The organism is Saliniramus sp. (assembly GCF_035311605.1).
GTDB lineage: Bacteria > Pseudomonadota > Alphaproteobacteria > Rhizobiales > Beijerinckiaceae > Saliniramus.
Genome location: NZ_DATGCW010000216.1, coordinates 1 through 14602 on the forward strand (window position 1 = coordinate 1; position 14602 = coordinate 14602).

16 protein-coding genes and 1 tRNA gene are annotated in these 14602 nt (G+C 65.0%); 16 read left to right on the plus strand and 1 reads right to left on the minus strand.

Translation table 11 applies throughout. The features are described from left to right. The 12 genes from lpxD to VKP01_RS09810 form a co-directional block, all read left to right on the plus strand. A partial coding sequence (gene lpxD / locus VKP01_RS09755) for a UDP-3-O-(3-hydroxymyristoyl)glucosamine N-acyltransferase (protein ID WP_324411957.1) occupies positions 1-915 on the plus strand: 915 nt, incomplete at its 5' end. A 47-nt stretch (positions 916-962) separates the two neighbouring features. After that, complete coding sequence (fabZ, locus tag VKP01_RS09760) at positions 963-1418, plus strand: 3-hydroxyacyl-ACP dehydratase FabZ (protein WP_414706559.1); 456 nt, start codon at positions 963-965, stop codon at positions 1416-1418. Further along, positions 1415-2218, plus strand: coding sequence for an acyl-ACP--UDP-N-acetylglucosamine O-acyltransferase (lpxA, locus tag VKP01_RS09765; protein ID WP_324411959.1), 804 nt, complete (start codon positions 1415-1417; stop codon positions 2216-2218). Before fabZ ends, lpxA begins: the two co-directional genes overlap by 4 nt. A gap of 1 nt (position 2219) precedes the next feature. Beyond that, the gene (locus tag VKP01_RS09770) at positions 2220-3089 is read left to right on the plus strand and encodes an LpxI family protein (protein ID WP_324411970.1); all 870 of its coding nucleotides are present in this window, start codon (positions 2220-2222) and stop codon (positions 3087-3089) included. Next, positions 3086-4279, plus strand: coding sequence for a lipid-A-disaccharide synthase (lpxB, locus tag VKP01_RS09775; protein WP_324411960.1), 1194 nt, complete (start codon positions 3086-3088; stop codon positions 4277-4279). The genes VKP01_RS09770 and lpxB overlap by 4 nt, the downstream gene beginning before the upstream one ends. 175 nt (positions 4280-4454) lie before the next feature. Further along, the gene (rpmI, locus tag VKP01_RS09780; RefSeq protein ID WP_074445976.1) at positions 4455-4658 is read left to right on the plus strand and encodes a 50S ribosomal protein L35; all 204 of its coding nucleotides are present in this window, start codon (positions 4455-4457) and stop codon (positions 4656-4658) included. 30 nt (positions 4659-4688) lie between these two features. Beyond that, on the plus strand, positions 4689-5060 hold the full coding sequence (gene rplT / locus VKP01_RS09785) for a 50S ribosomal protein L20 (RefSeq protein WP_074444368.1): 372 nt from the start codon (positions 4689-4691) through the stop codon (positions 5058-5060). 180 nt (positions 5061-5240) lie between these two features. Continuing rightward, positions 5241-6323 (plus strand): phenylalanine--tRNA ligase subunit alpha, encoded by a 1083-nt coding sequence (gene pheS, locus VKP01_RS09790; protein ID WP_324411961.1) that lies wholly within the window; start codon positions 5241-5243, stop codon positions 6321-6323. A gap of 6 nt (positions 6324-6329) precedes the next feature. Then, a complete protein-coding gene (locus VKP01_RS09795) occupies positions 6330-6593 on the plus strand; it encodes a DUF4160 domain-containing protein (RefSeq protein WP_324411962.1) in 264 nt (87 codons plus the stop codon). Next, positions 6574-6846: a DUF2442 domain-containing protein gene (locus VKP01_RS09800; protein ID WP_324411963.1), complete on the plus strand. Its 273-nt coding sequence runs from the start codon at positions 6574-6576 to the stop codon at positions 6844-6846. Before VKP01_RS09795 ends, VKP01_RS09800 begins: the two co-directional genes overlap by 20 nt. A gap of 154 nt (positions 6847-7000) precedes the next feature. After that, positions 7001-9421, plus strand: a complete 2421-nt coding sequence (gene pheT / locus VKP01_RS09805) for a phenylalanine--tRNA ligase subunit beta (RefSeq protein WP_324411964.1) — start codon at positions 7001-7003, stop codon at positions 9419-9421. A 127-nt stretch (positions 9422-9548) separates the two neighbouring features. After that, positions 9549-9624: transfer RNA gene (locus tag VKP01_RS09810), tRNA-Ala, on the plus strand. A 134-nt stretch (positions 9625-9758) separates the two neighbouring features. Here VKP01_RS09810 and VKP01_RS09815 read toward each other — a convergent pair. Continuing rightward, positions 9759-10649: a LysR family transcriptional regulator gene (locus tag VKP01_RS09815; RefSeq protein ID WP_324411965.1), complete on the minus strand. Its 891-nt coding sequence runs from the start codon at positions 10647-10649 to the stop codon at positions 9759-9761. A 149-nt stretch (positions 10650-10798) separates the two neighbouring features. Between VKP01_RS09815 and VKP01_RS09820 the strand changes: the two genes are divergently transcribed. The 4 genes from VKP01_RS09820 to VKP01_RS09835 all read left to right on the plus strand — a co-directional run. Further along, entirely contained in the window at positions 10799-12406 is a 1608-nt protein-coding gene (locus tag VKP01_RS09820; RefSeq protein WP_324411966.1) for an ABC transporter substrate-binding protein, read from the plus strand. 3 nt (positions 12407-12409) lie between these two features. Continuing rightward, a complete protein-coding gene (locus VKP01_RS09825) occupies positions 12410-13435 on the plus strand; it encodes an ABC transporter permease (RefSeq protein WP_324411967.1) in 1026 nt (341 codons plus the stop codon). Next, on the plus strand, positions 13432-14304 hold the full coding sequence (locus VKP01_RS09830; RefSeq protein ID WP_324411968.1) for an ABC transporter permease: 873 nt from the start codon (positions 13432-13434) through the stop codon (positions 14302-14304). The genes VKP01_RS09825 and VKP01_RS09830 overlap by 4 nt, the downstream gene beginning before the upstream one ends. Positions 14305-14314: 10 nt before the next feature. Then, the coding region (locus VKP01_RS09835; RefSeq protein WP_324411969.1) for an ATP-binding cassette domain-containing protein at positions 14315-14602 on the plus strand (288 nt) is incomplete at its 3' end.

Sequence of the window (14602 nt, forward strand, 5' to 3'; positions counted from 1 at the left end):
AGAAAATTCGCCTCCGCCATTCCCGAAGGAGCGACAGCCTTCATCCTGGACAAGCCCTACCCCGTCTTTGCTGCCGTTCTGGCCCGGCTCTACCCGGAAGCGATGCGCCCCGGCAGTCTTTTCGAGACACCCGGTATCGCACCCGGCAGTGTTGTGCATCCCGACGCGCAACTGGAGAGCGGCGTGCGTGTCGATCCTGGCGCGGTGATCGGGCCGCATGCCGAGATTGGTGCCGGAACCATCATTGCCGCGAATGCCGTGATCGGTCCCCATGTGAAGATCGGACGCGACTGCAGCATCGGCGCCAATACCAGCGTCATTCATGCCCTTGTCGGTAATCGGGTCATCCTCCATGCCGGCGTGCGCGTCGGACAGGATGGATTCGGCTTCGCCATGGGAGCGGGTGGGCACAGCAAGGTTCCTCAGGTTGGTCGCGTGATCATCCAGGATGACGTCGAGATCGGCGCGAATTCCGCGATCGATCGCGGGGCAAGTCGTGACACGGTGATCGGCGAGGGCACCAAGATCGACAATCTGGTCCAGATCGCCCACAATGTGATCATTGGTCGTCATTGCGTGATCGTTGCGCAAAGCGGGATTGCCGGCTCGACCACGCTGGAGGATTACGTTGTCCTCGGCGGGCAGGTCGGCATTATCGGCCATGTCACCATCGGGACGGGCGCGCAGATCGCAGCCTCGAGCAACGTCAATTCTGATGTGCCGCCCGGCGCGCGCTGGGGCGGCACGCCCGCCAAGCCGATGCGCGAGTGGTTCCGTGAAATGACCACGCTCAAGGTATTCGCTGCGCGCAAGCAGCATACCGATGAAAGCGCAGCCGGTGCGCGCAAAACACTTGCATCGGGCGCCGATTCGGCCAAAGACGACACGCCGCCCGATAACGGTGCGGCGTCTTGAGGGAACGGGTGCCCACCGGGCATGGAGGAGCGTTGGGCATGTCAGATATGCCGAAAACCTTGATGACAGCGGATATCATGCAGATCATGACCTATCTGCCGCATCGGTATCCTTTCCTGCTGGTCGACAAGATCATTGAGATCGACGGCGACAATTCCTGCGTCGGCATCAAGAACGTCACCGCGAATGAACCGCAATTCACCGGTCACTTCCCGACACGTCCGATCTTTCCCGGCGTGTTCCTGATCGAGGGCATGGCGCAAACCGCCGGGGCGATCTGTGTGGCGAGCAAGGCCGCGGATGGCAGCGCGCCGAAGGAGGTCTACTTCATGACCATCGACAAGGCGAAATTCCGCAAGCCTGTCCAGCCGGGAGACGTGGTCGAATACCACATGACCAAGACGGCCTATCGCCGTAACATGTGGTGGTATCATGGTGAGGCGCGGGTTGCAGGGCAGGTCGTGGCTCATGCCGATATCAGCGCCATGCTGGTCCTGTCATGAGTGAAACCGTCATCCACCCGACCGCCATCATCGAGGACGGCGCCGAAATCGGCCCCGGCTGCCGGATCGGTCCTTTCTGTCTTGTTGGTCCCCAGGTAAAACTCGGTGGGGGCTGCGAACTGCTCAGCCATGTCGTCGTCACGGGCGATACGACAATCGGCGCGCGCACGCGCATCTTCCCCTTCGCCGCGATCGGGCATCCGCCGCAGGATCTGAAATACAACGGCGAGCCGACCCGGGTGGTGATCGGCGAGGAATGCATCATCCGCGAGAGCGTGACCGTGCATCCCGGCACCAGGGCCGGTGACTTCCTCACGACGGTGGGCGATCAATGCTTCATTCTGGCCTATGCCCATGTCGCGCATGATTGCCGCATCGGCAACAATGTCGTCCTGTCGAACACGGTGATGCTGGCCGGCCATTGCATCATCGGCGATTACGCCATTCTCGGCGGCGGTGTCGGCGTGCATCAATTCGTGCGCATCGGCCATCACGCCTTCATCGGCGGCATGTCCGCGATCGAGAAGGACGTCATCCCCTACGGCATGGCGGTGGGCAACCGCGCATTCCTCGCCGGGCTCAACATCGTCGGCCTGCGCCGGCGCGGTTTCTCGCGCGACAGCATCCACGAATTGCGCCGCGCCTACCGCTTGCTCTTCGCCAATGAAGGCACGCTGAAGGAGCGCATGGAGGATGTCGCGACCGATCACCCGGACCATGTCACCGTCGGCGAAATTCTCGCCTTCATTCGCGCCGGCGGGGATCGCTCGGTCCTGACGCCGCGTGAAACCGGCATCTGAGATGGGCGCTCCGGCCACTGCATCCGGGCCGGTGGCGATCCTCGCCGGCGGCGGGGCCTTGCCGCATATCCTGCTCAACGCAATGGTGGGCACACGGCGTCCTCACCGCCTGCTCGCCCTGCGCGGGTTCGCCGATCGCAGCCTGCGTCGTCGGGCCGATGCGGTGATCGATCTTCTCGACATCTCCGGCGCAATCGGCTGGCTGGCGCGGTGGCAGCCGGAGGCGGTGGTGCTCGCCGGCGCCGTCACGCGCCCGCATCCCGCCGCCTTTCTCGGTGCGCTCGCGGCCTATCGCAACAGCGCCGAGCTCAGGCAGTTGCTGGCGCGCGGCGACGATCATCTCTTGCGGGCGGTGATCGGGATGATCGAGGAGCATGGCCACCGCGTCATCGGCGCCCATGAAATCGCCCCGGACCTGCTGGTGCCGGTCGGGCCGCTCGGCGCCGTCCCGGTTCCTGATATGGCCCTGATCCCGGTGCGCACCGGATTTCGCTGTCTGGCCGATCTCTCGCCCTATGATATCGGTCAGGGGCTGGTCGTCTGCGGTGAAAGGGTCACTGCGATCGAGGGGGCGGAGGGCACAGACCGGATGCTCGCGCGCGTCGCCAACCTCTCCCGCGGATTTCTGCTGCGGCGCCGGCGCGATGCCGGGATCCTGGTCAAATCGGCCAAGACCGGGCAGGAGAGACGGGTCGATCTGCCGGCGGTCGGGCCGCGCACGGTGGAGCGCGCGGCGGCAGCCGGGATCAGCGGGATCGCGGTTGGTGCGGGTCAGACGCTCGTCGTCGAGCGCGAGAAGATGATCGCGCAAGCCGACCGGCGCGGCCTCTTCCTCGCCGCTTTCGATCCGCAGGACATGGCGCAATCATGAGCGAAGACGCGACACGGCCTCTGCGTATCTATCTCGTCGCCGGTGAGGAATCGGGCGATCAGCTCGGGGCCGAGCTGATGCGGGCGCTGCGTCGGGCAAGCCCTGATCGGGAATTCGCCTTCTTCGGCCTTGGCGGCGCGCGCATGCAGCGCGAGGGGCTGACATCGCTGTTCGCGATGGAGGAAATCTCGGTGATGGGGCTTGTGCCGGTCATCGCGAAGCTGCCCGGTATCGTCGCACGGGCCTATCGCGTCATCGCCGATGTCGTGGCGCGCGATCCCGATGCGCTGGTGATCATCGACAGCCCGGATTTCACCCAGCCCATTGCCAAACGCGTGCACAAGCGCGCACCGCATATCCCCATCATCAACTATGTCTCGCCATCGGTATGGGCCTGGCGGCCGGGTCGCGCGCGGAAAATGCGCGGCTACATCGATCATGTGCTGGCACTCAAGCCGTTCGAACCCGCCGCGCATGAACGTCTGGGTGGGCCGCCCTGTACTTATGTCGGTCACCCGCTGGTCGAGCGCCGCGAGGCACTGCAGCCGGCTGAGGGAGAGCGTCGTCCGCTCGGTGAAGGGCCGCTGGAATTGCTCGTTCTCCCCGGCAGCCGACGCTCGGAGTTGCGGCGTCTGGCCGAACCCTTCGCCGGTGCGCTCGCGCATTTCCGCGAGGAATGGCCGGGCGAGATCAATCTGACCCTGCCCGCCATCGCGCATCTTGCCCCGGAAATCGCCCAGATGACGCGCGACTGGCCGATCGTGCCGCAGATCGTGCAGGGCGAGGAGGCCAAATACGCCGCTTTCCGCCGGGGGCAGGTCGCGCTTGCCGCATCGGGTACGGTGACCCTCGAACTCGCGCTCTCGGGCGTGCCGATGGTCGTCGCCTACAAGGTCTCGCGGCTGGAAGAGCAATTGAAACATCTCATCAAGGTCGACAGCATCGTCCTGGCCAACCTGATCCTCGGCGAGAACGTGATCCCGGAATTCATCCAGGCCGATTGCGCGCCCGGTCCGCTGGCTGAAGCGCTGCGGGCGATCGTCACCCCGGGCCCGGCGCGCGACGCGCAACTGACGGGTTTCGCGCGGCTCGATGAAGCCATGGATATCGGCGACGAGGCGCCCAGTGATCGGGCTGCCCGGCTGGTATGCGAGTCGATGGCGACGCGCGCGCGTCAGCTTTCCGGATGATCGCGTTGCGGCCCTTGCACGGGCAGGACAGTTCTGTCATAAGCTGCGGCTCTCACTGATCCGTCCGGCTGATCAAGGGCTGCCGTGTCGGATCGTCTGCTCGAACAGCAAACATGTCGGCGAGCGGAAGCGGGGGGCACCCGTCGCTTCCACGCGCCTCAGGAGAATGAGCGAAATGCCCAAGTTGAAGACCAAGGCCAGCGCGAAGAAGCGCTTCAAACTCTCCGGTACCGGCAAGGTGATCCGTACCCAGGCCGGCAAGCAGCACGGAATGATCAAGCGGACCAAGAAGCAGATCCGCGACCAGCGCGGTACTGCGGTCATGTTCGAGGGCGATGCCCGCAACGTGCGCAAGTATTTCCTGCCCAATTCCCGCTGATCATCACGACACGCTATACGGAGAACCATCATGGCTCGCGTCAAGAGGGGCGTTACCGCCCACGCCAAGCACAAGAAGGTCCTGAAACTCGCCAAGGGTTTCTACGGCCGCCGCAAGAACACGATCCGCACCGCCAAGGCCGCTGTCGATCGCTCCATGCAATACGCCTATCGCGATCGCAAGGCAAAGAAGCGCACTTTCCGCGCCCTGTGGATCCAGCGTCTGAACGCCGCCGTGCGTGAACACGGCCTGACCTATTCGCGATTTATCGACGGCCTCAACAAGGCTGGCATCACGGTCGATCGCAAGGTCCTGTCCGACCTCGCCATCCACGAGCCGGCGGCCTTCACCGCCCTCGTCGATCAGGCGAAGGCGGCGCTGCCGGCGCAGCAGGCCGCGTAAGGCGTATCCACCGCTCATGACCCATGCGAAAGCGTTTCGCATGGGTCCGCCCAGCCCTGTGAGGCCATTTCCGGCGGCGCGTCGAACTTTTTCGGCGCTTTGTGCGTCGTGGCGTGGTTTGAGGGCTTGACGGTCCCCGCGCCGCGCGCTTGATCTCCCGGCGTATCATCAGAGGGACCGATGACCGATCTCAAACAGCTCGAAGGCGATCTGCTCGCCCATATCGCCGAGGCCGAGGACGAGGCGGCGCTCGAACAGCTGCGCGTCGCTGCGCTCGGCAAGAAGGGCACGATCTCCGATCTGCTCAAATCCCTCGGCGGCATGACGCCGGAGGAGCGCAAGACGCAGGGCCCCGTGATCAACCGGCTGCGCGACACCGTCCAGCAGGCGATCAATGTCCGCCGCGAGGCGCTCGCCGCTGCGGCGCTCGAAGCTCGCCTTGCCGCCGAGCGGGTCGACGTCACCCTGCCGGTGCGCGAGGGACCCGAGACGCGCGGGCGCATCCATCCGATCAGCCAGGTCATCGACGAACTGACCGCGATCTTCGCCGATATGGGTTTTTCCGTCGCGGAAGGTCCCGATATCGAGACGGATTACCTGAATTTCACCGCGCTCAACTTCCCCGAGGGGCATCCCGCGCGGGAAATGCACGATACCTTCTTCATGCAGCCGGATGCGACCGGCGCGCGCAAGGTGTTGCGCACCCATACCAGCCCGGTCCAGATCCGCACCATGACGGCGCAAAAGCCGCCGATCCGCGTGATCATTCCCGGGCGCACCTATCGCCACGATTCCGACCAGACCCACACCCCGATGTTCCACCAGGTCGAGGGGCTGGTAATCGATAAAAAGGCCCATATCGGCCACATGAAGTGGGTGCTCCAGGAATTCTGCAAGGCCTTCTTCGAGGTGGACGAGGTGAAGATGCGTTTTCGCCCGTCGTTCTTCCCCTTCACCGAACCTTCGGCCGAGGTCGATATCCAGTGCTCGCGCAAGGGGGGCGAGATCCGCTTCGGCGAGGGCGAGGACTGGCTCGAGATTCTCGGCTGCGGCATGGTGCATCCCAACGTGCTGCGCAATTGCGGCCTCGACCCGGACGAGTATCAGGGATTCGCCTGGGGGCTCGGCATCGACCGCATCGCCATGCTGAAATACGGCATGCCGGATCTGCGCCCGTTCTTCGAGGCTGATATCCGCTGGCTGCAGCATTACGGCTTCCGCCCCCTCGATCTGCCGACGCTGGCGGGTGGGCTGTCGTCGTGATGCGTCGTGCTGAAAACCGGCAAGCGAGACGCTGATGCCGACGCTTCTGTGCTGGAAGGGTACAGGTTCTTCTTCTATTCGGCGGATGGTTTGGAGCCGGCCCATATCCACGTGGTCAAGGACGGCAAGGAAGCAAAGCTCTGGCTGAACGATGTCTCGGTCGCCGTCAATTTGGGATATAATGCGCGTGAACTGGGTGAGATCATACGCAAGACCCGCGAGCATCGAGGCGCGTTCATGGAGGCCTGGAATGGCTATTTTGGAAATTGAAGTCGAAGACGCGCGCCCGGTCGCGGCCCATTGCGACGACGCTTTCCTGCATGTCACGCTCGCCGACGGACGCAGGCTCGCCGCGCCGCTCTGGTGGTACCCGCGACTGGCCTCTGCGCCTGCCTCTGCTCTGGCCGAGGTGGAACTGATGCCGATGGGCATTCACTGGCCGGCAATCGACGAAGATATCAGCGTCGCGAGCATTCTGCGGGGCGAAAAAGCCCCCGGCGCGTGCGCTCCCTCTGAACAATGATCATGAATAGCCCAGGCTTGTTGCTCCAGGACGTTCCCGTGCCCCGATTGCGCTTCTGTGTCGGTGACCTTGCGACCATGGCGGCGGCGCGCGTGATCGTTGTCCCGTCGTGCCGATCCAACCGAACAGATGCGACTGCCGAGAGGAAAGAAAAATGAAATTCACGCTGTCCTGGCTGAAGGATCATCTCGAGACGCAGGCGACGCTGGGCGAGATCGTCGCTGCGCTCGATGCCATCGGGCTCGAGGTCGAGGGCGTCACCGACAAGGCGCAGGAACTCGCCGCCTATCGCATCGCCTCCGTGATCGAGGCCACGCAGCATCCCGATGCCGACCGCCTGCGCGTGTGCAAGGTCGATACGGGGGAGGGTGATCCGATCCAGGTGGTCTGCGGTGCGCCGAATGCGCGCACGGGCATGAAGAGCGTGTTCGCCCCGCCAGGCACCTACATTCCCGGCAAGAACCTGACGCTAGGCGTCGGTGTTATCCGGGGCGTCGAGAGCGCCGGCATGCTTTGCTCGGAAGCCGAGCTCGAACTCTCCGAGGATCACGACGGCATCATCGATCTGCCGCAGGACGCGCCCGTGGGCGCGGTCTACGCCGCCTATGCAAAGCTCGACGATCCGGTGATCGAGATCAGCCTGACGCCCAACCGTCCCGATTGCACGGCGATCCGCGGCATTGCCCGCGATCTCGCGGCGGCGGGGCTGGGCACATTGCGTCAGGAGCAGGCCACCGCGCCGGCAAGCGAAGGCGAGAGCCCGATCGGCGTGCGTCTCGATCTGCCCGGAGAAGAGCATCTATGCCCCGCCTTCGCCTTGCGCATGGTGCGCGGCGTGAAGAACGGCCAGAGCCCGGATTGGATGCAGCGCCGCCTGCGCGCGATCGGCCTGCGCCCGATCAATGCGCTGGTCGATATCACGAATTACGTCACCCATGATCGCGGGCGTCCGCTGCACGTTTTCGATGCGGCGAAGGTGAAGGGCGCGCTCGTGGTGCGCAAGGCGCATGACGGCGAGGAGCTGCTCGCGCTCGACGGCAAGACCTATACGCTCGATTCCACCATGGTGGTGATCGCCGACGAGAACGGCCCGGAATCGCTGGCCGGCATCATGGGCGGCGAGCATTCGGGCTGCGACGAGACGACGACCGACGTCCTCATCGAATCGGCCCTGTGGGATCCGCTCAATATCGCGCAGACCGGGCGCAAGCTCGGCATCATCACCGATGCGCGCTATCGCTTCGAGCGCGGCGTCGATCCCAATTACACCCTGCCGGGGCTCGATCTCGCCGCGCAGATGGTGGTGGATCTGTGCGGTGGACAGGTCTCGAAGACGCATCTCGCTGGTAAGATTCCTGATCCCAGCCGCATCATCAGCTTTCCCTTTGCCGAGACGAAGCGCCTGTCCGGCCTCGATCTGCCGAGGGCCGAGGCGCATGCAATCCTCGAGCAGCTCGGCTTCCACATTTCCGGCGCGGGCGAGGAAGTGAAGGTGCTGCCGCCGTCCTGGCGTCCGGATATCGAGGGCAAGGCTGATCTCGTCGAGGAGATCGTGCGCATTGCCGGACTCGATCGCATCGAACCGGTGCCGCTCGGGCGGATCGAGGCCAGCGTGGTCAAGCCGCTGCTGACATTGCTGCAAAAGCGCACCAGCCAGGCGCGCAGGGCGCTCGCCACCCGGGGGCTGTCGGAAGCGGTGACCTGGTCCTTCATTTCCCGCGAGGATGCGATCGCCTTTGGCGGCGGGCATGACCTGCTCGCGCTGGCCAATCCGATCGCCGCAGAACTCTCCGACATGCGCCCGAGCCTGTTGCCGGGGCTCCTGCGTGCCGCTCAGCGCAATGCCGATCGTGGTTTTGGCGACGTCGCGGTGTTCGAAGTCGGGCAATGTTTCGAGGATGACACGCCGGATGGCCAGAAGATGCGCGCCGCCGGCATTCGCCGGGGCACGGCGCGACCGCAAGGCGTCGGCCGGCATTGGGATGGTGGCGTACGCAATGTCGATGTCTTCGACGCCAAGGCTGACGCCCTGTCCCTGCTGGCCACCCTCGGCGTCGCGGTCGAGAAATTGCAGATCGTGCCCGGCGGGCCCGATTATCTGCATCCGGGCCGGTGCGGGCGCATGCAGTTCGGGCCGAAGAACGTGATCGGCCATTTCGGCGAATTGCATCCCGGTGCGCTGAAGGCGCTCGACGTGAAGGGCCCGCTCGTCGCCTTCGAGATTTCGCTCGATGCCATCCCCGCGCCGAAAGCGAAGCCGACGAGGGCGCGCGCGAAGCTCGAGCTCTCCGAGTTCCAGCCGTTGACCCGCGATTTCGCCTTCGTGGTCGATCGCGACGTCGCCGCAGCCGATATCCTGCGCGCGGCACAGGGCGCGGAGCGCAATCTCGTCACCGGGGTCGAGGTATTCGACGTCTATGAGGGCGAGCATGTGAGCGAGGGGTGCAAATCGGTGGCGATCGCGGTGACGCTGCAGCCGGCGCAGAAGACGCTGACCGATCCCGAGATCGAGGCGGTGTCGCAAAAGATCGTTGCGGAAGTGGCCCGCAAGACCGGCGGCTCACTGCGCGGTTGAGGAGTGCCGGCTGGCGCCCCGGGAACGTCTGCGCGCGGGTGAAAATCCGCGCGCAATCGCGATTGACAGACGCCGCACACGCGCTTATCACCGCCACACCAACCGGCGGCGCAAGCCGCGCCGGTCAGGGGCTGTAGCTCAGTTGGGAGAGCGCTGCAATCGCACTGCAGAGGTCAGGGGTTCAAATCCCCTCAGCTCCACCATTTCTTGAAAAACTTCGGCGAATTCCTGCGTGCCCGCGCTGCGAGGTTGTTTCCGCGCGCCATGCCTCGGGCGGGTCCGGGATAGCCGGTGAAAAGCTCCGGGCCGGCGCCTGTCGTCGGGGCCCGGCCTGCGCTCATTCGCCCAGAGCCTGCACGAGTTGCGTGACGAAACGGGAGGTCGCCACTGGCAGGACGCGCCCCTTCATCTGGCCGAGCAGCAGCAGCCCGGGCGGGACGTCGCGGGCGGCGATGGGACGCACCGTCAGCCCGTAGGCGCCGCCGGGCCGCAATCCGATCGGGATCTGGAAACCCACCACGCCCTCATGCAGCACGTAGTGGCGGATCAGTTCGAAGGATTCGGTCTCGACGACCGGCTCGACCTGCCGGCTGCCGCGCCGCGCCGCCATGTCGAGCAGATAGCGCACGCCGTAACCCGACGCCGGGGCGATATGCGGATGATCGAGGCAGTCGCGCAGGCGTATATCGTCTTGGCCGGCAAGCGGATGATCGGGCGCGAGCACCGCGCAGACCGGCTGCGGTATCTGATGCAGCACTTCGAAATCCACCATCAGTTCCGGCTCGAAGACGAGGGCCAGATCGCTGCGCATGGCGGCCAGCTCCTCCTCGGCGCGGGCCCGGTCGCGCACCTTGACCGCAAAGGTCACGCCGGGATGCGCGCGGCGGTAACGGGCGATCTGTTCGGGCATGAAATAGGGCAGCAGGGCCTGGCTGCAGGCCACCGTGACGTGCCCGCGCCGCACGCCCTTGAGATCGGCGACCTGGCTCTGCACCCGGGCCATGTCAGAGCGCTGGGCGCGATAATGCTGCAAGACGAGCTCCCCGGCCGGGTTGAGGCGCACGCCGCGTGCGAGACGCTCGAAGATCCGCGCACCGAATTCATCCTCGAACCGCGCGATCCGCCGGTTGAGTGCCGAGGCCGTCAGGCCGGCATCCTCCGCCGCCTTGCGGATCGAACCCGCGCGGGCCACCGCCTCGATCAGGCGGAAGGTTTCCATATGTCGCATGCATGCCTCCAGTGATGCACTGAATGCACCGATCCTGTGAAATCTTAGCATTTCACGAACCGGGTGCAACGCGGCATGCTCTGCGCATGCTCGGGATCAAACGCGATTCCCCGCTACCGCTTCCGCCCACCCCGTTCCCGGAGCCCGCCATGCCGACACTCGATCGCCGCGCCTTCCTCGCTTCAGCCGCCAGCGCCGGTATCCTGCCCTTCCTGCGTATCCTGCCCGCCGAGGCGCAGGAGCGCGATACGCTCGTCACCGTCTTTGGCCAGACCATCAACAGCCTCGATCTGCATCGCGTCGGCACCAACCGTGCGAGCTATCAGGTCGCGATCAACTGCTATGACCGGCTGGTCGGCTTCGGCGCCAAGCAATTGCCCACCGGCGAGATGTCCTACGATTACGACACGATCGTGCCGGAACTGGCGGAGAGCTGGACGATCTCCGATGACGGGCTGACCATCACCTTCAAGCTCAAGCCCGACGCCACCTTCTGGGATGGCACAAAGGTCACGGCGGAAGACGTGAAATGGTCCTTTGACCGTGCCGTGCTGGCCGGCGGTTTTCCCTCCACGCAGATGCGCGCGGGCGGGTTCTTCCGGCCCGATCAGTTCGAGGCCGTCGACGAGGAGACCTTCGTGATCAGGCTCGACTACCCGTCGAAACTGTCGCTGCCCAATCTTGCCGTACCGGTGCCCTTCATCATCAATTCGAAGGTGGCCAAGGCCAATGCCACCAGCGATGATCCCTGGGCGATGGAATACCTGCACATGAACCCGGCCGGATCGGGCGCCTACAAGGTGGCGCGCTGGGATCAGGGGCAGCAGCTCGTCTATGAGCGCAACGACGCCTGGGTCGGCGGCGAACTGCCCGCGATCCGCCGGGTCATCGTGCGTGAGGTCCCCTCCGCCGCCACGCGCCGGGCGCTGGTGGAGCGCGGCGATGTGCAGATCTCGATGGACATTCCCGATCGCGACGCCGCGGAACTGGCCGACAGCCTGACCGTGCATTCCACGCCGATCGAGAATTGCATGCATTGTCTGTGCCTGAATTCCAAATTCGCTCCCTTCCAGGACGCGAATGTCCGCAAGGCCGTGGCCCATGCGGTGCCCTATGAGGCGATTTTCGAAAGTGCCGCCTATGGTCGAGGCGCCAGGCTCTGGGGCGGGCCGGAAGCGATTGATGACATCGCCTGGCCGCGCCCCTTCCCCTATGACACGAACCTCGACACGGCGCGTGAATATCTGGCGCAATCGGGCTATCCCGACGGTTTCGAGGTCACGCTCTCGATCAGCCTCGATCTGGTCGACTGGATGGAGCCCACAGCCCTGCTGATCCAGGAGGCGCTCGGACGCATCGGCATCACGGTCACGGTGGATCGCATTCCCGGCGCCAATTGGCGCACGGTGGCGCTCGTCGACAAATCCCTCGATCTGCATCTCGAGAATTTCGGCGGCTGGCTGAACACGCCCTGCTATTATTTCTTCTGGGCCTATCAGAAGGACCGGCTGTTCAACTCATCCGCCTACGAGAGCGAAGCGGTCCATGAACTGACGGAACGCACCCTGCACATGGCGATGGACGATCCGGAATATGCGCCGCTGATCAAGGAGATGTTTGCGCATGTGATCGAAGACCTGCCGCGCATCCCGCTCTACCAGCCGGCGCTGAACGTCGCCATGAACGGGGCCGGGGGCTACGAATTCTGGTTCCACCGCCAGCTCGACGTGCGCCCCCTGAACGGCGGGGAAGCCTGAGCCATGGCGGGGCGTGGACATCCGCTTCTCTGGCGCCTGGCTCAGACGATCCCGGTCATCGTCGGGGTCGTCGTGATCAGCTTCGTCCTGACGCGGGCGCTGCCCGGTGACCCCGCCGTACAATTCGCGGGGCTCGCCGCCACGCCCGAATCGATTGCCCAGGTGCGCGAGGCGCTCGGTCTCGACAAACCGCTGATCCAGCAATTCCTGATCTATTGCGGGGCGCTGCTCCAGGGCGATCTCGGGCGCTCGGTGGTGACCGGCCAGCCGGTGGTGACCGATCTCGCCATGCGCCTGCCCGCCTCCCTCGAACTCACGCTCAGCGCTCTGCTTCTGGCCTGCCTTGTGGCGATCCCGCTGGGGCTGCTCGCCGCCGTACACCAGGGCAGCTGGATCGACCAGCTCTGCCGGGTCGTGGTGACGGCGGGGGTCTCACTGCCGACCTTCTTCACGGGTATCCTCCTGATCTACGTCTTCTATTACCTGCTCGGCTGGGCGCCCTCGCCGCTGGGCCGGCTCGACTTCATCTATTTCGATCCGCCCCGGGTGACGGGTTTCCATCTCATCGATACGCTGATCGACGGCGATACCGAGACCTTCTTCGGGGCCTTGCGCCAGATCGCCCTGCCGGCGATCACGCTGGCGCTTTTCACCCTCGCCCCGATCGCGCGCATGACCCGCGCCGCGATGCTGGGCGCGCTCTCCTCCGATTACATCCGCACCGCCCGCGCCGCCGGGCTGAGCCCATCGAAGGTGCTGTTCGGCTATGCCTTCCGCAATGCGCTGCTGCCGGTAGTCACGACGCTGGGCATGGTGTTCTCCTTCGTGCTCGGCGCCAATGTGCTGGTCGAGAAGGTCTTCGCCTGGCCGGGGATCGGCTCCTATGCGGTGGAGGCGCTGGTGCAATCGGATTACGCTGCGGTGCAGGGCTTCGTGCTGGCGATGGCACTGCTCTTCGTTCTGCTCAATCTCCTGATCGATCTCAGCTACGCGCTGATCGATCCGCGCATCGGATTTTCCGCGAAATGAGCAGCCCCGCATCGCCCTCCGCCGCTTCGGGACAGGTCGCGCATATTGTCTACGTGCTGCGCGAAAACCCGGTCACGGCCCTGTCCTTCGCGCTTTTCGGCTTCATCGTGCTGTCGGCGCTGATCGGCCCGTATGTGGTGCCCTATGATCCGCTGGCGACGAATTCCGCGCGCGCGCTCGAGGCGCCCTCTGCGGCGCACTGGTTCGGCACCGACCAGCTGGGGCGCGACGTGTTCTCACGGGTGATCGTGGCGACACGCCTCGATCTGACGATTTCGGTGGCCGCCGTGGCGATCTCCTTCGTGATCGGCGCCTTTCTCGGCGCCGTCGCCGGCTATTGGGGCGGCTGGATCGATGCTCTGCTCAACCGCATCCTCGATACGATCATGGCCTTCCCGCTCTTCATTCTGGCGATGGGGATCGTCGCGGCTCTGGGCAATTCGGTGGAAAACATCATCTACGCCACCGCGATCATCAATATTCCCTTCTATGCCCGGGTGGTGCGCGCGGAGGTGAATATCCGGCGCGAGGCGGGCTTTGCCCTGGCCGCACGGCTGGCCGGCAATTCCCACGCGCGCGTGCTCGCCTTCCACATCTTCCCCAACGCCCTGCCGCCGATGATGGTGCAGGTCTCGCTCAACATGGGCTGGGCCATCCTCAACGCCGCCGGCCTCTCCTTCATCGGGCTGGGCGTGCGCCCGCCGACGCCGGAATGGGGGATCATGGTGGCGGAAGGGGCGAATTTCATCGTCTCGGGACATTGGTGGATCGCGCTGTTTCCGGGTCTCTGGCTGATGCTCGCGGTCTTCACCTTCAACCTGATGGGTGACGGTCTGCGCGACATCGTCGATCCCAGACGCCGCACCTGAGGAGCCCGCCATGCTTTCGGTCAAGGATCTGATCGTCGGTTTCCGTACCCGTCGCGGCGCGGTCGAGGCGGTGCGCGGCATCTCCTTCGATCTCGGCCCCGGCGAGACGCTCGGCATTGTCGGCGAATCGGGATCGGGCAAATCGGTCACCTCCTACGCCCTGATGCGCATCCTCGATGCCGGCGGCAGCATCAACGCCGGCGAGATAAGCTGGAACGGGCAGGATCTGCGCCGGGCGCGCGAAGGAGCGATGCGGGCGGTCCGGGGTCGCGAGATCTCGATGATTTTCCAGAACCCG